Raw genomic sequence first — 19,602 nt, 5'->3', positions numbered from 1 at the left:
TATCACGAGTATTTATCATGTCATTAGAGCAGTATCATTTAATTTCATTACTTCGTCATCAAACTCGTCGTCAACCCAATGCCATTGCCCTTGAAGGTTATGATGCAATGGACAATTGGCGTAGCGTTAATTGGCAGCGATTTGAAGATGTAACTCAACAACTGGCGCAATGGCTGATCCATAATGGCATTCAAATTCAGGACAGATGTGCCATTATGTCGAAAAACTGCCCGCAGTGGACGTGTGCCGATGTAGCGATTTTAAAAAGTCGCGGTGTCGTTGTGCCTTTGTATCCAACGTTAACCACAGAGCAAGCAGCGTTCATTGTTAATGACTCAGAAGCCAAGATTTTATTTGTGGACGATAAGGATGCTTATCAACAAGCGTGTGAACTTAAGCCTCTGTGTCCAAGTCTTGAAAAAATCGTAGTGTTTGATGAAAACGTCACTTTAGCCTCTGCTAATGACGACTATTTTGATGTGATCCTGCAAGACCGCAGTTACTTGTGTGAAGGTGAGCTTAAAGCACGTTTAACCAGTAGTCATCTGGATGACCTATTAACCTTGATTTATACCTCTGGTACAACCGGTCAACCTAAAGGGGTGATGCTAGATCATCGCAATTTAGCATCGACGATCCGCCAGCACGATCGAAAATTAAAAGTACAATCGGGTGAAGTGTCATTGGCATTACTGCCACTGAGCCATATTTTCGAACGTGCATGGAGTTTTTACGCGTTATGCCGTGGCGTGAAGAATGTGTATCTTACTGAAACGATAAAAGCCAAAGAGGCGTTGGCTGACATTAAGCCACATACCTTATGTGTTGTACCGCGCTTTTTAGAAAAAATATATGGTGCCATTCAAGATAAAGTGGGTAAGTCATCTAAAGCTAAGCAAAAGCTGTTTGCATGGGCGCTTAAAGTAGGCGAGCAACATTTTGAAGTACAACAAGGTCGAGCCAAAGCCAACCCTCTGTTAACGCTAAAACGAAAACTGTCTAACAAACTCGTGTTTAGCAAACTTCAAGAGGCCCTTGGTGGTAACATCAAGTTTATGCCTTGTGGTGGCGCAGCGCTTGAAGCCAAAATTGAGCGTTTTTTCCAAGCCATTGATGTACCTGTACTCTGCGGCTATGGCATGACAGAAACTACAGCAACCGTTACCTGTAATACCCTTGATAACCGCGTTCCAGGTTCAAATGGTCAGCCTTTGGATGAAACGCAAATCAAAATTGGTGATAACAACGAAATTATGGTGCGTGGTGATACCGTAATGCGTGGTTATTACAATCGCCCTGAAGAAAATGAAACCGTATTTGAGGATGGTTGGTTAAAAACCGGAGATGCTGGAAGGTTTGATTCTGAAGGTAATCTGATCATCACCGATCGTATTAAAGAGTTGATGAAAACCTCAAACGGCAAATACATTGCGCCGCAACGAGTGGAAGGAAAAGTCGGTTGTTGCCCTTACATTGAACAAGTGGCGGTAATTGCGGAATCGAAAAATTATGTGACTGCCTTAATTGTACCTGCATTTGAAACACTAGAAGCATGGGCGAAAGAGCAAGGACTTAAATACGCCTCTCCAATCGATTTAGTACGCCACAGCAAAGTCATTGAATTATTCGAGCAGCGTTTGAAGGAAGTGCAGCAGGAGCTGGCTAACTTTGAACAAGTAAAGAAATTCACATTATTGTCGGATGCATTTTCAATGGAAGCAGGGCTGATCACCCCGACCTTGAAGCTACGTCGTAAGATGATTTACCATAAATACGACAGCGAAATTCGTGCTATGTATCAGTAATTATCGATAGCGTATAAGCCCTTAATGTGATTGATTGTAAAAGGCCTATTACTCTTATCTGCGTTGATTGATTTCTTCAATTGGGTACAAAAATATAAACAAGCCGCTGCTGTTAACGTTGCGGCTTTTTAGTAAGGGAACAAAAATATGAATCAAGGATACACCACATACTTCTCTCCTCGCTTTAGCGAAACCGATGGATTAGGACACATTAATAACACCGTCATTCCCGTTTGGTTTGAATCCGCAAGAGACCCGATTTTTAAAATTTTTGTTCCTTCCCTTGAAATTGCACACTGGAACTTAATTTTGGCAAAGATCTCAGTCGATTTTAAAGCGCCGACCTTTTACGGAAGTGAGGTTAAAGTGATCACGAGTGTTAGTCGTATTGGAAATTCGAGTTTTGAGGTGCATCAAAAATGCTATCAAAATGATGAACTAACGGCAGAAGGTCGAACCCAAATGGTGCATTTTGATTATGAAACCAATCGCAGCCAGCCAATTTCAAAGGAAATTCGTGCTCAACTTGAGCAACTAGCAGATTAATCTTTGATTAATCTGTTTTTAAGTTTGAAAAACAGTTTGGTTTATCAGGTAAAGTGGCTTTATTTAATAAGGATTTAATAAGGTCATTGTTTATGGCTGCAAAAGTAACTCCTGATGAGTCATTAAAAGCTGATTATCAGGCAGTAAAGCAAGAAGATCAGATTCAGGGAGCACAAACAGTTGGTCGCTTTATGATGACTGCGCAATTTGTTGATGCGAATACCGAATCAAAAACAGTTGACGTTAATAGTAAAGTTACTGAATTTTTCTCTGAAAAATCTTCAGATTGTCGGGATCAGAAAACGCAAACTGAGCAACAGACAAGGGGAGTTTGTTCGGAGATTGAGCATAAAAATGTGGGTGATGAGCTTAATGTAACGCCCATTGTTGATGAACAAATTATTGATTTCACTGCGGTAAGCAATTTAATACGTACCTACCAGCATAGCTCTGTGTTGGTTGTACTTGAAATGGAGCATGTTTTGGTCAATGTTGATCTGAGCGATCCAAATCCAGAATATACTACCTATACTCCGATTTCTACTCAGTTGTTTGATCAAATTGACCAGTGGAGTCAGTTACATTCGGCACTAACATGTGTCGTTTTTTCGTCGCTTCCCAGACAAAAATTAGTGAGGGCGATGTCACAATCAAGCAAATTTGAACGATTTCCTACTAAGGCTATAACTTATTGGATTAGCACAGCAAATAGAGAAGGATATTCTAAAATCAATCGGCTGGAAACTTTGATCGATAAAAAAATGCAAGGGGTTGGGAAAATCATTGTCGTGGACGTTGATACTTCATCATTCGTTGAGGCTAAGAAAACATTCAAAGATAAAGTGAAGACCTTTCAATTTATGGCAGGTATTCCAAATCGCTTGCAATGGTGTAAAAAACTGGAAGGCATTGATGATGAGTCCAGTGAAGAATTTAAATTAATGTGCCCTGAGATGCATCAAGCGTGGAGAGACTATTTAGCGTTTAAACAAACCCAATAAAGCCAACCTGTAAGTAATTGAACTTACAGGTTGGCTTTAAATTGTGTATTACAGTGAAAGATCTTTAAAGCTAGTGATCTGCTGGTATTGAGAGCTCACTTCAGTATCACGAGACATCAGACAAACATTAATACCAGCCGCTTGTGCTGCTTTTAATTCTTCTTGACGATCAGAAATAAACAACACTTGCTTAGGCGATAAGCTGGTGGTGTTCAGAATATTCAAATACGCCTGAGGATCGGTTTTGTTACCGGTACGGGTGTCAAAATGACCACTGAATAAGGGCGTTAAATCACCGCCATCACTGTGTGCGAACAGCAATTTTTGCGCATCCACTGAGCCAGAAGAAAAGCTATACACTCTCATATTGTTTTCAGTGTAATGCTTAATGGCCTCAATAAAGTCGGGGAAGATGTGCCCAGTAAATTCTTGCTCATCATAGCCTTGCTTCCAAATCAAACCTTGAAGTGTTTTTAATGGCGTGGCTTTGCGGTCGTCTTTGATCCACTGTTGTAAAATGGCGGCAATACGAGCGATATCGGCATCAGGTTCAAGTGCCATGTCGCGAACATCACAGATACAACTGTCCACGAGAACATCATTTTGGTGTTGCTCTAAAAAAGTGGGCAGTTTTTCTAATGAATAAGAAAAAAGGGTGTCTTCAATAAACGATAAATCGGTCGTTGTTCCTGCTGTATCAACAACTATGGCTCGGATCCCCATAATGCGAACTGGCTCCATTTTCAACAAATTTGAGTGCGAGATTGATCCTAAATTGAAATCAGGGTTTTGACCAGAGATTTCAGTGTGCTTTAGACATTAATTCATCATGTTTTGAGTTAAGACAAGACTCCTAACTTAAAAGCCATAGTTTAAAGTCATCATGAGAATGAACTTCAAGTGTTGGAGCGATTTCCGTTTCGTTGTGCTTTTTGTGGCGGTTATACCAACAGGTATCGATACCAAAGCGATTTCCGCCTATCACATCAGTGTGCAGGTTATCCCCCACCATCAGTACGTTCGATTTTTCAGGATGTTCCATTTTTTCAAAGGCATACTCAAAAATTTCAGGACTAGGCTTTCCTACACCCACTATCTCTGAAATCACCAATAAATCTAAATATTGATCCAAGCCAGTGTTGTGCAAGCGTCGTTGCTGTAACTCTGCAAGTCCGTTAGTGATAATGCCAATTTTTACTTGGGACTTAATGGCGTCAAGCATTTCTATCGCACCGGGCAGCGGCTGACATATTTCTGCCATGGACAATAGGAAGTTAGAGTTTAGGGTGGTGGCGGGCACATTTAAGCGTTGCGACCACAGTTGAAAACGCTGCTCTTGTAATGTTTGCGTGTCAATTTCGTGGGCTTGATAGCGATCCCACAATGCCTGATTGGTTTGCTGATATTGCGCATAATCTTGCTCAGTAAACTCTACACCATATTGAACTAATGCACGTTTAAGACCGGCAAAAGCATCAAAGTCAAAAAGGGTTTCATCGGCATCAAATAACAGCCATTGGTAACGAGAAAGATTCAATGTTTACAGCCTTAATAACGACAAAGGATGATTATTTTAGAGTATAAGTGACTTCGACTCTATCACTGATGGTGATCATCTTATTTTCATACGTTTGTCCTGTCGATTTTTCAGAATACATCATGGCTTGGCGAGCCATAGGTTGTTGATAACTATCGGATGAATAATTAATCTCCCAAACCTTCCCTAATTTTTCCCCAAAGCCTTTTGCCAATGATTTGGCTTTTATTTGAGCATCACGAATAGCAGCTAAACGGGCTTGTTCTCGGTATTTTTTTATTTCACTACTACCAAATTGTATATAGTCAATTCGGTTCATGCCTGATGCAATACTGCTGTCCAATAGTGTGTTGAGTGTATTGAGGTTATGTACTGTAACCGAGACGGTTCTTGTGGCCTTGTACCCAATCATTTCTGGCGCTTGGTTGTGTGGATAATGATATTGAGGTTGTACATACACATTAGCACTATCGATATCTTTGGTTTTTATACCCGCTTGTTTAAGCTTTTGGGTGAGCTTAACCACCGCCTTATCAGACACCGCTTTTGCTTGTTTTGCCGTAGCCTGATTGACTGAAACCGAAACGTACATGGTGGCCATATCCGCTTTAACTTCAATTTGGCTTACGCCAACTGTGTTGATATGAGGTTGATCAATTGGTGCCGATAAAGCGGTGTTAGATAGAAGCAATGATGCCAAACCGGTAATGACAATAGGTAATTTTTTCATAGTATGCCCGAGGTTAAAATCGACAGAAACTCAGCCAGTGTAACTAACCCATAGTTTTATTTAAATGCTTAATTTTTGAACCAGACACATCTCTGAGAATTAACATATACCTCGCCATTTAATTAACAAAGATTAACATGTGTTCAACATGATGTTCGGTTAGGATGTGGCCAATAAAGAAGCAATGGCTTTGGCATAATTTAAGTAAGCGAGGTAATTATGGCCGCTGGAACATGTTCTACAACAGCACAACCATTAAACATTGAGTGGGGGACAGCTTCATCGACAACACCTGCAAAAGTAACGGCAACCGAGGCTGAGTATTTGCAAGAAAAGCAAGAAGCGGCGGCTAATTTTCGACACTTTAAATCTAAGGTTGTACCAAGCTATTACCCTAAAAGTGGGTTTACAGAACAATATCAACAGTTTGCCAAAACCTGTCTTGAAAAGATGAGCGCTAAGGACTGTAGTCCTGAAGACTTTTTTAAGAATTTAATCGATTTGCGAGAATTTGAAACGCATGCTGCTTGCAGGCCAAATATCGCCGTTCAGTATCGATCGACACCTTCTGGTGATTGGAGCCTGTCTTTATATGCCGAAGGTCAGTGTATCGGCTATTTTCAACAAGATAGAGAGCACCCCCAGCTTGCTGAAACAACACAGGCAGTGGGGCTACTCGCATTCAAAGAGGTGCTTTTTCAGCAATTGAAAGTCTCGCGTCAACAACAAAAAGGTCGACTCAAACTGTTACCAAATGATGAACATGATTTGTATAACGATACTTGTACTCAAGTTCAACAAATAGTAGATGCGTCAAACCCTCTGGATTTGATTGGAGTTTTTGAACGATTTGTGAATGCGTTACCTAGACAAGCAAGAATGCCGCTGAATATTCAAATTAATAGTCTTTCTGGTAACCGAACTCAATTTTGCATCATGGCGGGTGAATGCACGCTAAAACAATTTACGGGGCCTACAGTTCCTAAATATACTATTAAGTTCAAAGCTATGCAAAAAGCTTTGGTAATCATGCAAATGAGCGATAAGTACCAATGTTATGAAGAGTTCCAAGAGCATGTGAAAACAATGACTAATAGCGTTTTAGGTGTGTCAAAACGTGTGAGAGTTTGGCTTACGTTACGCAAAGACTTTATTTGTGATGAGTGTACAGGCTGCAGTTGGATAACTATGGAAGAAGGGGATGAAGATCCTGTAACAGTGCATTTTTATATGGGCAAACAGGGGGAGCTTCCCGTTATGACATTCGGTGCCAATAAAGGTACGGAATCCTACGACTCTTTTAAAACAATGGAGCAAAATGTCGCTAAGACTAATGCCGATGCAATGGCAGAATACCAGCTTCCGAGGTTGAAAGAATTGGAAGGACAATTACATGGCATGGTGCCATCAGCTATCCCTACTGCAATTCAACAGGCCAAACTCGATTTTGCTAAGGTGATGCCTAATAAGGAGTTTGCTCAAAAATTTAACAGTATTACCGACAAAGCGATGGATCGATGTGTCGCTGACAGAATGACACAAGATAAAAATAATCTGCATATGTTTCGAATAGCGGAGTTGGAAGAAGAAGATATTACTATTTTGATTGCTCGGGTTGATGACACTAAATTAGCCGCTCATGATCGGGCATCCGCTTTTGTTAAATTAACGGAAGCCTTACAGCAATTGCCCAGACAGCAACTTGAGATGAGAATGAATGAGGATTTCGAGTTTGAGCTTGTAATTAACAACCAAGTATGGGTCAAGCTTAATGGAAGTGAGCAAGAATTAAGTTATCTTGATGAGAATATGGAAGCTTTCACTAAAGTTAAAGCTAAAGAGCATGACGCTCAAGAAAGTGCGACGACTGTTAAAGACTATCTTGATGGAATCAAAGTAGCAAAAGACAGGGCTGCAGCGGCCAAGGCTCCGTCAAATGGCCGCTTTGGAATCTTTACAGGTGTTGTAAGTTGGCTTTCTACATCAGCAAGTAATTTGGAAACAGTGGAATCTTATGTAAAAAGGTTAGCGGCAGTTGATGAAAAGGAGTTCTTGAGATTGTGTGATTCTAATCAACCAGAGTATAAGCAGCTATTCGCGATTGTAGGTGATAAGGCGCAATTAAGAACTATTGCTGAAGGCTTGAAGAGAAAGACAGTGAGAGTAACGTCTATGGATAATCAGCTCTTTAAATACAATCAACTACTCGAATTTGCTGGTTTAATTTAGAATCAAGAAATACGTTTTAGAAAGCTAGCCTTTGGGTTGGCTTTTTCTTTTTGCCTTTTTCTTCTCTTACTCATCTCAACCAGTCTCCAAGTGAACAGACTGTTAATGTTGATTAATAATTGTTCTTCCTGATGTGAAAATCCGATATAAATAGTGCCTAATTTATCTTCAAGATCCTGAGGTTACGGGATCGAACACACTGCTTTAACATGAAAGGGGCAAGTTATGACGGGTGAAGTACAAGCAGCTTGGAATCAGCAGGTCAGTTCTCAATATGGTGCTGGTGCTAATTATGAACAGCCAAATCGGCTTCCCCGTTTGAGTCTTAGTGAGCTTAAAGCAAATATGGCTCAATGGCGTGACCCAAGTTCAACGCTTTCCGAGAGTGACATTTCAATTCGCCTAGATAAATTAGCAATCCGCAAGGATATCTTACCTTCTCAACAATTGAATGAGTTTATTGAGTTAAGGGAAGCCATGAAACCCGAGCTCAGAGCAAAATTTGAGTATCAAATTGACGGCTATAACCCAAATGCTTGGTCATTAACCTTGAGAGTTAAGGATGATCAATCTGATACCCCGCTTTACTCTTTCAATTATGATCCCAGTAATGGTTTTGCCTATCAAGATTTACCACCATTGCATGCAGTGCAGGAAAAAGATCACTTTTATTTTGCAATTCGAGCCACTGAACAAGGGCGTCATTTAACACATGCAAAAGTGAGTCAACATCTCTCAATATTATTTGATGATAAGCAGCTATCTGAAGACCGAATTGAGGCTTTTACTGAATTATTTAATGCATTGCCGCAGGATTGTAAATGTAACTTGCAATTATACCCATTGATGCCTGTGCAAGTACCAGATCAACCATATGTTCAGCTTCAAGCAACCAACCGACAAGTCGGTATTTCGTTTAATGGAAGAGCTGTGGGTTGGTTATTGGTACCTGAAAGCTATCCCTCAATTCACCATCTTACTGGCCCCGTATTAATGGCCTGTCAAAGCCGAAGTGAAGGTCGACCTTTGCACTCTTTTGAAATGAAGTTAAAAGCGTTTGCGAATGAAAAAGATGTATTCAAAGCCGTTGCAGCTTGTGAACAAATGATAGAGTTATCGACTTTACTTCCCAATGCACCATCACCTTTTTTTGTATCATTTGGTAAGGAGTGGTTTACAAATACCAGTGTAACGATCACCGCTTATAACTTGGTTTGTCATATAGATTCTATTCCAATGTACGATCAAAGTTGTGGGGGAGAGTCAGCAGAAATGCAGGCGTGTACTCAATTGGAGAATAAGGTAACTCAGACTCAAGATCGAAATTACCTTCGCGATGTTCGTCGACACTTTAATACCATAAAACAGCAATTAGAAGGAATGAGAGGCCAAGAGTTTGTTCAACAACGTCAGGCGATGTTGCAAGTGTTTGAGAGTGGTTACCGATGGGCGCTTGAAAATGATGCAGGTCTTAAAAGCGACTTTGATAGTGTGAAATTAACTTACCAGCTTTCAGATCAACTTGCGGTACAAAAGGCCAAAGCTGAGCAAGCTTACGCTGACCTTTTAACGCAGTTAGATGAATTTAATGGCCAACAACTAGTCGAGTCAGCAAAATCATTACTTGAGACTTTTGCTCAGGAACACAGTCGTATTATGACTGATGACGCTGACCTAAAAGGACGGTTTAATAAGTTAAATGCAGAAACAGAAGCTAAGATTGACGAGGCCCAACAGGCTTATTCCGCGGCTAAAGCCGCATTGTCAGAGCTAGATACTCAGCTTACTAAAATGCCGCCTCACCAAATAGCGGCAGACTCAGAGGCATTACTTGAACAATTTAAGCAGAAACATCAACAAGTACTAGATTGTCATGAAGAGGTAAGTCAATACTTTGAAAGAATATCTCAAGAGGCGGATGAACGAAGTACTCAGTATAAGCTAGATGAGACTGTGGCTCTCGGTGCTATCCGCACAATGAGACAATCACTTGATCAGTTAAAAGGCGATGAATTGGTTGAGCAATACGAAGAGTTATTACGACAGTTTAAAGGCCAGTATGATCACTGTATGCAAGGTACCAATGCGTTATGGAACAATTTTCAAACGGCTAAAAACCTTACTGAGGATAGAAAAAAGGTGTTTACCGAACTCAAACAGCAAGCGAATAAGGAGTTATCGGATATTAAAGCTAAAATGGAATTAGCGGAATTGCAAGTAGCCGTTGATGAAGCTCCTGCTCAAATTGAAGCTTTTAGAAGTAAGTATGAGGAACTTTTACTCGAAAGCTATGTTTTAGTAAGTGAATTGGCGGATGTAGAAGAGCACCTTGAAACGAAGAAAGTGCATTTACAGGTAGCCATCAATGATCAGCAAGATCAAGAAATGAGTTCAGCATTTTATGACATGTCTCAATTTTTATTAGTGACGGCACACCCTGATGAAGTTTGTGTCGTATACGAGCAGAAATTTAAGGATTTTGAGAAAGACCATCAAAAGCCAATGGAGCGCGATGCGAGTATGGTGGGTAAGCTCGTAAACTTGAAAGAGCAAGTGCAAACTCGTATCCATGCACACAACATGGCACAAGTTGCTTTAGAAGCTGAGAAGCAACGACAAGTTCAACAGCGGCGTGAAAATTTATTAAGAGTAAAAACTGAAGTGACTTCATTTAAAGCTGAGACGATGCCTCAAGAGCATTCCAATCTACTTATGGACGGGCTGCTAGCTGAGGAGTTAGCCTTAGATCTGAGAGCAAAATGTTTTGTGCATCTAATGGCGACTTCTAATGGAGATATCAAACCGCACTTTAAGTTTGAATTTACTGCCCCTAAAGCAGATTCAGACGAGGGAAAAGTGGTGATGAGTTACGATGGAATTGAAATCATTAATCAAGCATTGACCACAGAATACGATAGTAGAGATATGGTGAGCCATATGAATGCTCAAAGTAAAAGTTTTATTAATTCCGTATCCAAAGAAGTTCAAACGCTGGTCGAGTGGGCGGGGGACTTTTGTCAAAGCGAATACTTTACTGAACCGTTAAAACAAGCGACAGATAAAGCTAATTAAGAAGCGATAAAAAGCCAGCGTTAGAGCTGGCTTTAATATCTATTCTAGATTACTAGAAACTACACAGTTTCTCTGTCGCTGCATCAAAATTTAATGCCGCTTGCTCAAGTAGAGCAGTGGCATTTTCTATATCAGGGCCAAAGTAACGATCTTTGTCGTAGTAAGCGACTTTCTCACGTAACACCGCTTTCGCCTCAGCTACAGGTGCACTTGGCTGTAACGGTCTACGGAAATCCAATCCTTGAGCTGCCGCTAACCATTCTACCGCCAAAATACCACGAGTGTTTTCCGACATATCACGCAAACGACGAGCGGCAAAGGTAGCCATGGATACATGATCTTCTTGGTTGGCTGACGTTGGTAAACTGTCAACTGAACCCGGATGCGCAAAGGTTTTATTCTCAGAAGCTAAAGCTGCTGCGGTAACTTGAGCAATCATAAACCCTGAGTTCACGCCGCCGTTTTCCACAAGGAAAGGTGGAAGTTTTGACAAGTTAGAATCGATCAGTAATGCGATACGACGCTCAGAAAGCGAGCCCATTTCTGCAATCGCCAGTGCTAAATTATCAGCAGCCATGGCAACTGGCTCTGCGTGGAAATTACCGCCTGAGATAATATCGCCATTATCAAAGAACACCAGTGGATTATCCGTTACGCCATTGGCTTCAGTGGCTAATACTTCAGCCGCTTGACGAATTTGAGTTAAACACGCGCCTAATACCTGTGGCTGACAGCGAAGGGAGTAGGGATCTTGTACCTTTTCGCAATTTAAGTGATCTTCGCAAATTTCTGATGTTTCAGTTAACAATGCACGGAAGATGGCCGCTGAATCGATTTGGCCTTTTTGAGCACGTACTTCATGAATCCGTGGATCAAACGGACTGCGACTGCCCATGGCCGCTTCAACACTCATTGCCCCAATGACAGAGCCTTGAGCGAATAAATCTTCAGCGTGGAACAAGCCTTCAAGGGCTAATGCGGTTGACGCTTGTGTGCCGTTAAGTAAAGCCAACCCTTCTTTTGCTGCAAGCGTGATAGGCTCAATGCCCGCTTTTGCAAGGCCTTCTTTCGATGACATGACTTGGCCTTGATAGCGAACTTCACCTTCACCAATGATTGGCAAACACATATGGGAAAGCGGTGCTAAGTCTCCCGATGCGCCTACAGAGCCTTTTTCTGGCACACAGGGATAGACCTCAGCATTAAGCATGGCAATCAAATATTCAATCACACATAAACGAATGCCTGAAAAACCACGGCTTAATGAGTTCACTTTTAGTAGCATCATCAAACGTACCGTGGCATCGCTCATTAATTTACCTGTACCCGCCGCATGAGAGAGTACGATTGAGCGTTGAAGCAGTTCTAAATCTTCAGCCGCAATTTTGGTGTTGGCAAGCAAACCAAAGCCAGTGTTAATGCCGTAAACGGTGCGACCTTCATCCAATACGTGTTGAACCGTTGCCGCGCTGGTAGCGATGGCATCAACAGCGGTTTGTGATAGCTCAACTTGAACAGGATGACGGCTGACATGGCGCAATGTTTTAAGAGACAGTTTACCCGGCTCTAATACGAATTTTTCCATTTGAACCGTCTCCCTTATTTGTTCATCGGCAAGTCTAGACCTTGCTCTTTGGCGCAGTTTTTCGCAATGTCATAACCCGCATCAGCGTGACGCATAACGCCAGTGGCTGGGTCATTCCAAAGAACTCGACCGACACGTTTCGCGGCATCATCCGTACCATCACACACAATTACGACACCAGAGTGTTGGCTAAAGCCCATACCGACACCACCACCGTGATGCAGTGAAACCCATGTTGCACCGCTTGCGGTGTTAAGTAGCGCATTCAGCAATGGCCAATCCGATACTGCATCTGAGCCGTCCATCATGGATTCGGTTTCACGGTTCGGGCTGGCAACAGAGCCTGAGTCTAAGTGATCACGACCAATGACGACTGGCGCTGAAAGCTCACCGTTTTTCACCATTTCGTTAAACGCTAAAGCAAGGCGTGCACGATCTTTTAGACCTACCCAACAAATACGTGCCGGCAGACCTTGGAAAGCAATACGCTCTTTCGCCATATCTAACCAGTTGTGTAGGTGTGGATCGTCAGGGATCAGCTCTTTTACTTTGGCATCGGTTTTGTAGATATCTTCTGGGTCGCCAGAAAGGGCTGCCCAGCGGAATGGTCCCACGCCTTCACAGAACAATGGGCGAATGTAAGCAGGAACAAAGCCCGGGAAGTCGAAGGCATTTTCAACGCCCACTTCTAATGCCATTTGACGAATATTGTTACCGTAATCTAGGGTTGCAGCACCACGATTTTGCAGCTCGAGCATGGCTTTAACTTGCACGGCCATGGACTCTTTAGCGGCTTTAACAACAGCTGCTTCGTCTTTTAGACGCATATCAGCCGCATTTTCTAAGGTCCAACCTTGTGGTAAATAACCATTAAGAGGATCGTGGGCTGAAGTTTGATCGGTCACTACATCAGGCGTGATATTACGCTCAACCAGTTCAGCAAAAACATCCGCCGCATTAGCAAGAAGACCGACAGATACTGGTTTACCTTCGGCGTCCGCTTGCTTCACCATCTCAAGGGCTTCGTCTAAGGTTTTCGCTTTCTTATCCACATAGCGAGTACGCAGACGGAAATCGATACGGGTTTCATCCACTTCACAAGCGATGACAGAGAAACCTGCCATAGTACCAGCAAGTGGTTGAGCCCCCCCCATTCCGCCTAGACCACCGGTTAAGATCCAACGACCTTTGGCTTCACCGTCAAAGTGTTTTTTAGCAACGGCAACAAAAGTTTCGTAAGTCCCTTGAACAATGCCTTGGGTACCAATGTAAATCCAAGAGCCTGCGGTCATTTGACCGTACATAGCCAAGCCTTTTTTATCCAGCTCGTTAAAATGTTCCCAATTCGCCCAGTGTGGCACTAGGTTAGAGTTGGCAATCAGTACTCGTGGTGCATCTTTGTGAGTTTGGAAAACCCCAACAGGTTTGCCTGATTGAACCAATAATGTTTGGTCATCTTCAAGTCGTTGTAGGGTTTCTACGATTTTGTCGTAGCATTCCCAATCACGTGCTGCACGGCCAATACCGCCATACACCACAAGATCTTCAGGGCGCTCAGCCACATCAGGGTGTAGGTTGTTCATTAGCATGCGCATTGGCGCTTCGGTTAACCAGCTTTTACAGCTAAGTTCAGTGCCGTGAGGGGCTTTGATGACTCTTGTTGGGTCGTGTCGTTTATTCATGATGTCTACCTTTGTATTGTTATTGTCATTTTTGTCATACCTGCGAAGGCAGGTATCCAGTGACTTTTTATCATAGAGTTAAAGGCACTAGACTCCTGCCTTCGCAGGAGTGACGTATCCAGAAAATCAAAACGTTAAATGTCCACCGAGGTGGAACTGATTGCCTGGGTGAACCAAGCGGGCAAAACTCACCACTCCCTTTCTAGACCAGGTTCGACGCAAGATCTGTAAGCAAGCGGTATTGTCTTCTAGCTTTAATTGCTGCTTTTGGACGTCATTAGCAATAATGGCTTGCACCTTGTGATGCGCTTCTGTCAGTGGTGCCACTTCAGATAAATACTCGTGAGGGGTGATGGTTAAAAAGTCTTGTTGAAGATAATTCGGTGCGATTTTTGGGTTAATGTATCGATATTCCAATTGCAACGGTTTTTGCTGTTCAAAATGGATCAACATCGAGTAGTACACTTCACTGCCCGTTTCGATTTCTAATGCGGCAGCGACTTCGGGTAAAGCGGGTTCTTTACGGAGCACGATTTGACGAACAGAATACTCATGGCCGCGCTCGCGAATTTCATCGGCAATGTTGCGGATCACCAACATTGAAGATTGCGCATTTACGCCAGCAACAAAAGTGCCTAGCCCTTGACTGCGCTCAAGAACGCCTTGCTCAGTAAGCTCTGTCACCGCACGTCTTGCGGTCATCCGACTACAGCAAAATTGTTCAGCCAGCTGATTTTCTGACGGTAATTTACTACCACGAGCCCAAGTACCGTCCTCAATCGCATCAAGAATGTGCTGTTTAATTTCTGAAAATTTTGCTCGTGCCATTGGGCTTCTGCTCCCATACCAATTACTTTAATTGGTATTTCAGTTACAATTTTGCTTGATTTGTATAAAATACTAGCTTGTATATACAAGTAAATACAAGTCATAAAATCAATAAAAATGGGAGATTTGTCATGCCGCAGTGGGATCAACTTTGGATAGACGTCAATATTGCTACCATGAATCCTGAGAATAATCAGTCTTATGGAGCGATCCATCAAGCGGCCATTGCCGTGAAAGATGGCAAGATTGCTTGGGTGGGAAAACAAGATGATCTACCAGAATTCGATGCTCTAGAGACGCCGATTTATAAAGGTCATGGCAAATGGATCACTCCCGGATTGATTGATGCCCATACTCACTTAGTGTTTGCGGGTAGCCGTGCCAATGAATTTGAACAACGCCTTAACGGAGTGAGCTATGAAGACATTGCTCAACAAGGTGGCGGGATCATATCGACCGTCAATGCGACTCGTCAGGCGAGTGAAGCGGATTTATTCGAACGAGGGCGGAAGCGTTTAAATGCTCTCGCCAAAGAAGGGGTGACAACTGTTGAGATAAAGTCAGGTTATGGACTTGATTTAGATACTGAAACCAAAATGCTTAACGTGGCACGTGAGCTTGGCAAGCATCACCATGTTGACGTGCAAACTACATTTTTAGGCGCACACGCCATTCCGCCTGAATATAAAGAAAAAGACAATGGCGCAGATTTATACGTTGAGCATATTATCAATGACATGCTGCCATCGGTGGCCGAGCAAGGGCTCGCAGATGCGGTTGATGTGTTTTGTGAGTCTATTGCTTTTAATCTCGAGCAAACGGAAAAAGTCCTGACCGCCGCCAAACAACATGGCTTGAAAATTAAACTTCATGCTGAGCAGTTAACCAATCAAGGAGGCTCTGAATTGGCAGCGAAGCTTGGTGCGTTATCGGTTGAACACATCGAATATCTTGATGAAGCTGGTGTTAAAGCGATTGCTGAAAGTGGTACTTGCGCAACAGTATTGCCGGGAGCGTTTTACTTTTTACGCGAGACTCAGCTTCCTCCAATCGATCTTCTTAGGAAACATAAGGTTCCTATGGTGGTGGCGAGTGACTTTAACCCCGGCTCATCGCCAATATGCTCAACCCTTTTGATGCTCAATATGGCGTGTACTTTGTTTAAAATGACACCAGAAGAAGCGTTAAAAGGCACAACCGTAAATGCTGCAAAAGCATTAGGTATTGCCGATAAAGTGGGCTCTATCGAAGTAGGAAAACAAGCGGACTTTTGCTTGTGGGATATTCAAAGCCCAGCTGAGCTTAGTTACAGCTATGGGGTAAACCCTTGTCTTCAGGTGGTTAAGAATGGCCAGCTTATTTCGATGAACGCTTAGAATGAAAGTCCCTCCCGTTGCTTGATGGCTTGATAAAGGCTTTGGATCCGATCTTTTAAAGGTTTTCTTGAATCAAGAAACTTGTCTAGCCGCATGCCTGCGGCTCTAAACATCAATTTGAGCTCGCAGATCTGTGCTTTATACAAATCATCTTCCGTTAGGCCTTTTTCATAGCCGAGAGCAACGGTTTCGAGCAATTCAGTCAAAACTTGGATTTGATAGCAACGTGCTTCATGTTTACTGTCTTTAGATTTATCGTCTTTTAGACAATCGTGGAATAGCTGTTTGCCTGCCCTAGTGGTAAGTTGCGTGGTTTTCAAGGCGGCTGTTGTGGCTGAAAGTCCCAGACCAACCTCACTAGCAACTCCAGTTAACTTCAATATATCGCTACTGATTTGAAGAATATCGAAGGAGATTCCGATCACTTCTCTGATGATTCGTTTTTGATTGATACGTTTAAACCCCCGTGCTAGGTAATAGCGTTTGGCATCAAAAATATCATTAGGTAGAACATCATCTCGTTCTGCTTCAGCTTTAAATGCTAGCCATTTTAATACCTTACTGTCTGTTTTACCGTTTTCAGTTATCACTTCACAGAGGGCTTCAGAATCGGGGAAATCCAGTTTGAGACAGGCTTTAATTTCAGCCATATCACAAAAACAGCGAATATGCTGACCCGTTGCGACAATGCGCCCTACCATATCAAATACAGAAACAATAATCCCTAAGATTGGAATAACCGTTGATACACTCGATACTTGCTTTAACACCTCAAGAATTTTATTGGCGGCAGATGCTAGAGATTTGGCGGTGAAGGTAATGGTTCTTGCGAATGCCAATCCTTTGGTCAAATAAGAGGTGACTGAATTGATATCAAATTGATGATGTTCAATATCCTCAATGAGGTTGGACTCTTTGAGTCTTTTAAAAATATCAAGAAGCTGACTCAGTGCTGTTTGAATATTACTAAAGCTGGTTGCGCACTTGGAAACAATCCCGAGAACATGGTGGTCACTGGAAAAGTGCGTGGCAATTTCAGTCGCGATAGATGCCAACCCAGATACCGCCGCGAATGCATTGGTAGTTGCTCGTAAAACACCGAAAATCTCCTTCCCTTGAGTCATTTCCCGCCAAGCTTCATAAAATGCTAGCAGCTCACCAACGAGTTCCAAAGAATGAAAAGCAATGGCTGGTTGTTCTCCTGCGCAGATCTCAAAGTCGTATTGCTCGAAGCGAAGAGATAAGTTATTTACGATTTCGCTATACTGACCACTAACATGCTCTCGGTCTTTCAAGTCTTTTGTGGCTGAACGTATTTCAGCTAACGTTGCACTAGCTTCTGGTGTTGGTTCAACCAGCTTTTGATAGGATGATTGAGTAAAAGCTGGAACCAAAACATTAAGGTGAGAATGATCTTCTTCTAATTGATGGATTTTATCTAACGTCTTACCCAGCGGCGTCGTTGCCTCCTGTTGAGCTTCGTCAATAGAAAGCGTCCTTGTTAGTGAATCTGGAAGCATGACCAAAGGACGATGTGAATTCAATGAATCTTCATCAAAGGAAAAAATACTGCTTCTTCTATCGGTGAAACAGCTACTCAATGTACTGTTTGGTGAAAGGGATGGGGAAGGGAGAAGTGTTCGCATGGAAGCTCTTCGCTTTTCATGTCTTAATATGCTGGCTCTCCGATAGACATTAGTTTTTTTTAAAAATTCTTGCCGTTGTTTTCTGTCTTCATCCTTAGGTTTATTGGTCGTTTGTATACTACGAGAAACCGGTTTATAACGGACTGGAATATACCTTACATATGTTTCATCCAGCATTGCCCCAGGAAGGTAAGATTGAGCAATTGGCGCTCGATGAGCAATTAACTCAAGCTTGTCTTCTGGAATATTGTGAGGCTTGAGCTTTTCAATAAGTTTGGCAAATCGAACTCGAACCATTAACACATCTCTGCTAACGCATGATCTTGGTTCTTTTTGCAATTTGGGCTTATGAGTAACCACCAGATCAGAGTGTTCTTTTTCCTTTTTCTGGCTTAGATGAAGATCATTCGTACTTCGAGATAAGCGTCGTGTTAGAGGTCGCGTTAAAGCGGCTAAGTCGTCATTCGGAGATTGAGGTGAAAATATGGCGTCCCATTGCGTTGGGTCAGCGTCTTGGCGCATTTTTTCCTCTTTTAGAGGATCTCCTGAATAAGGAGCGTATTGTTCAGGTGCGACATAAACCTGTACAGAAGTGTAGGGACTTAAATGTGATGATTGGGGTGAGCTTTTCAGGTCTTCATCTGGGTGAGTTTCCTTTGGAAGTTGAACAATTTCATACTCATCAAGATAATGTGGAAACTTACGTTCATGTTCAAACAGTTGCAAAATATAGCGTGTGAAAGCTTGGTCAACGTCTTTTTGTAAAATACTCACTACACTTTCAAAGTCTAAAGTGTAGGCATCAAGGCTAATACCGAGTCCGAATAACCATAAATACGCTTGTTCTGAAAAATCTGAAATATTTTGAGCAAGGTGAACCAATAAAGGCTCATGCTTTACGCGTGCGTCATCTAGCAGTTTTGGTGTGATGAAAGGTTTAACGGCTTGTCGGTAATTCGGGTACTGCACCTTGCGGTAAACGTTTTGATCATAACGTTTATCGAGCAAAAAAATCAGAGGGATCATATCCTCGTCATCGACTTGAAATAAATCAGCTCCCTTATTCATTGCGCCAACAACAAGATCTACATCTGTAACTTGAGAAAAATGAGTATTGGTAAACAAATGGTGAAGTAAGTTTTTGCCTTGCATATCGATGAAGTTGGGTCGTTGGCATCGAGTTAGCAGAACTTCAACAATGTGCATGTCAGCACCTTTGGCTGCTATATAGATGAGTGGCAAGCCATCATAGATAATGTCGGCAGATAGGCCTTTATACATTAAAATCAGCGAATTAACTTGGTTGAATTTCCCTTTTTTCACCGCCTCAAACAGCCTTTGTTGTGGATCAGATACCACTTCCGGTGACAAGCTCACTGATGTGATTGCAAAAGGTTCTGATGACATAGGCGCGGAAGAGAAAGATAAAAGGAATCTTTATATTAAGTATTGGCTTGTATTTGGGTGAAAGAGAGTGTGATACGTTCAGTCGACATTCAACGTTAGCGTTCTAAATCAGAGCTGGTTCATGGTACTTTTTTTATGCTATGTTGGATTAAAGCAAA

At 42.3% G+C, this 19,602-nt stretch carries 13 protein-coding genes; 6 read left to right on the top strand and 7 right to left on the bottom strand.

From position 1 onward, the window contains the following. Positions 1-17 precede the first annotated feature (17 nt). From E2H97_RS16880 to E2H97_RS16870, 3 genes are all read left to right on the top strand, one after another. Positions 18-1,805, top strand: coding sequence for an AMP-dependent synthetase/ligase (locus tag E2H97_RS16880; protein WP_133408218.1), 1,788 nt, complete (start codon positions 18-20; stop codon positions 1,803-1,805). 147 nt (positions 1,806-1,952) lie between these two features. After that, positions 1,953-2,351 carry an acyl-CoA thioesterase gene (locus E2H97_RS16875; RefSeq protein WP_133408217.1) on the top strand — a complete coding sequence of 133 codons (399 nt, stop codon included), beginning with the start codon at positions 1,953-1,955 and terminating at the stop codon, positions 2,349-2,351. A gap of 92 nt (positions 2,352-2,443) precedes the next feature. Next, a complete protein-coding gene (locus tag E2H97_RS16870; protein ID WP_133408216.1) occupies positions 2,444-3,352 on the top strand; it encodes a hypothetical protein in 909 nt (302 codons plus the stop codon). A 48-nt stretch (positions 3,353-3,400) separates the two neighbouring features. Here the strand turns inward: E2H97_RS16870 and mtnC are convergent, their stop codons facing one another. The 3 genes from mtnC to E2H97_RS16855 form a co-directional block, all read right to left on the bottom strand. Continuing rightward, the gene (gene mtnC, locus E2H97_RS16865) at positions 3,401-4,075 is read right to left on the bottom strand and encodes an acireductone synthase (protein ID WP_133408692.1); all 675 of its coding nucleotides are present in this window, start codon (positions 4,073-4,075) and stop codon (positions 3,401-3,403) included. 130 nt (positions 4,076-4,205) lie between these two features. Further along, entirely contained in the window at positions 4,206-4,889 is a 684-nt protein-coding gene (gene yjjG / locus E2H97_RS16860; RefSeq protein ID WP_133408215.1) for a pyrimidine 5'-nucleotidase, read from the bottom strand. 31 nt (positions 4,890-4,920) lie between these two features. Then, on the bottom strand, positions 4,921-5,619 hold the full coding sequence (locus E2H97_RS16855; protein WP_133408214.1) for an oxidative stress defense protein: 699 nt from the start codon (positions 5,617-5,619) through the stop codon (positions 4,921-4,923). Positions 5,620-5,838: 219 nt separating this feature from the next. Between E2H97_RS16855 and E2H97_RS16850 the strand changes: the two genes are divergently transcribed. Both E2H97_RS16850 and E2H97_RS16845 read left to right on the top strand, forming a co-directional pair. After that, positions 5,839-7,848, top strand: coding sequence for a hypothetical protein (locus tag E2H97_RS16850; RefSeq protein ID WP_133408213.1), 2,010 nt, complete (start codon positions 5,839-5,841; stop codon positions 7,846-7,848). A gap of 225 nt (positions 7,849-8,073) precedes the next feature. Continuing rightward, the gene (locus E2H97_RS16845) at positions 8,074-10,920 is read left to right on the top strand and encodes a DNA repair protein RecN (RefSeq protein WP_133408212.1); all 2,847 of its coding nucleotides are present in this window, start codon (positions 8,074-8,076) and stop codon (positions 10,918-10,920) included. A gap of 52 nt (positions 10,921-10,972) precedes the next feature. Here the strand turns inward: E2H97_RS16845 and hutH are convergent, their stop codons facing one another. From hutH to hutC, 3 genes are all read right to left on the bottom strand, one after another. Further along, the gene (gene hutH, locus E2H97_RS16840) at positions 10,973-12,505 is read right to left on the bottom strand and encodes a histidine ammonia-lyase (protein WP_133408211.1); all 1,533 of its coding nucleotides are present in this window, start codon (positions 12,503-12,505) and stop codon (positions 10,973-10,975) included. A gap of 14 nt (positions 12,506-12,519) precedes the next feature. Further along, positions 12,520-14,187 (bottom strand): urocanate hydratase, encoded by a 1,668-nt coding sequence (hutU, locus tag E2H97_RS16835; RefSeq protein WP_133408210.1) that lies wholly within the window; start codon positions 14,185-14,187, stop codon positions 12,520-12,522. Positions 14,188-14,313: 126 nt separating this feature from the next. Continuing rightward, complete coding sequence (gene hutC, locus E2H97_RS16830; protein WP_133408209.1) at positions 14,314-15,015, bottom strand: histidine utilization transcriptional repressor HutC; 702 nt, start codon at positions 15,013-15,015, stop codon at positions 14,314-14,316. 131 nt (positions 15,016-15,146) lie between these two features. Here hutC and hutI point away from each other — a divergent pair, with 131 nt between their 5' ends. Then, a complete protein-coding gene (gene hutI / locus E2H97_RS16825) occupies positions 15,147-16,391 on the top strand; it encodes an imidazolonepropionase (RefSeq protein WP_133408208.1) in 1,245 nt (414 codons plus the stop codon). Here the strand turns inward: hutI and E2H97_RS16820 are convergent. After that, the gene (locus tag E2H97_RS16820) at positions 16,388-19,444 is read right to left on the bottom strand and encodes a hypothetical protein (protein ID WP_170308344.1); all 3,057 of its coding nucleotides are present in this window, start codon (positions 19,442-19,444) and stop codon (positions 16,388-16,390) included. The genes hutI and E2H97_RS16820 overlap by 4 nt on opposite strands. Between the last annotated feature and the right edge of the window lie 158 nt (positions 19,445-19,602).

Origin of the sequence: Parashewanella tropica, assembly GCF_004358445.1 — a bacterium.
Classification (GTDB): domain Bacteria; phylum Pseudomonadota; class Gammaproteobacteria; order Enterobacterales; family Shewanellaceae; genus Parashewanella; species Parashewanella tropica.
This window is presented reverse-complemented; position numbering and strand designations above follow the sequence as displayed.

What these genes read in the sequence shown, in the direction of transcription:
- E2H97_RS16870 (WP_133408216.1), top strand. Translation starts at nt 2,444, where the DNA reads ATGGCTGCAAAAGTAACTCCTGATGAGTCATTAAAAGCTGATTATCAG.
- E2H97_RS16880 (WP_133408218.1), top strand. Translation starts at nt 18, where the DNA reads ATGTCATTAGAGCAGTATCATTTAATTTCATTACTTCGTCATCAAACT.
- E2H97_RS16845 (WP_133408212.1), top strand. Translation starts at nt 8,074, where the DNA reads ATGACGGGTGAAGTACAAGCAGCTTGGAATCAGCAGGTCAGTTCTCAA.
- E2H97_RS16875 (WP_133408217.1), top strand. Translation starts at nt 1,953, where the DNA reads ATGAATCAAGGATACACCACATACTTCTCTCCTCGCTTTAGCGAAACC.
- hutI (WP_133408208.1), top strand. Translation starts at nt 15,147, where the DNA reads ATGCCGCAGTGGGATCAACTTTGGATAGACGTCAATATTGCTACCATG.
- hutC (WP_133408209.1), bottom strand. Translation starts at nt 15,015, where the DNA reads ATGGCACGAGCAAAATTTTCAGAAATTAAACAGCACATTCTTGATGCG.
- hutU (WP_133408210.1), bottom strand. Translation starts at nt 14,187, where the DNA reads ATGAATAAACGACACGACCCAACAAGAGTCATCAAAGCCCCTCACGGC.
- E2H97_RS16820 (WP_170308344.1), bottom strand. Translation starts at nt 19,444, where the DNA reads ATGTCATCAGAACCTTTTGCAATCACATCAGTGAGCTTGTCACCGGAA.
- mtnC (WP_133408692.1), bottom strand. Translation starts at nt 4,075, where the DNA reads ATGGGGATCCGAGCCATAGTTGTTGATACAGCAGGAACAACGACCGAT.
- E2H97_RS16855 (WP_133408214.1), bottom strand. Translation starts at nt 5,619, where the DNA reads ATGAAAAAATTACCTATTGTCATTACCGGTTTGGCATCATTGCTTCTA.
- hutH (WP_133408211.1), bottom strand. Translation starts at nt 12,505, where the DNA reads ATGGAAAAATTCGTATTAGAGCCGGGTAAACTGTCTCTTAAAACATTG.
- E2H97_RS16850 (WP_133408213.1), top strand. Translation starts at nt 5,839, where the DNA reads ATGGCCGCTGGAACATGTTCTACAACAGCACAACCATTAAACATTGAG.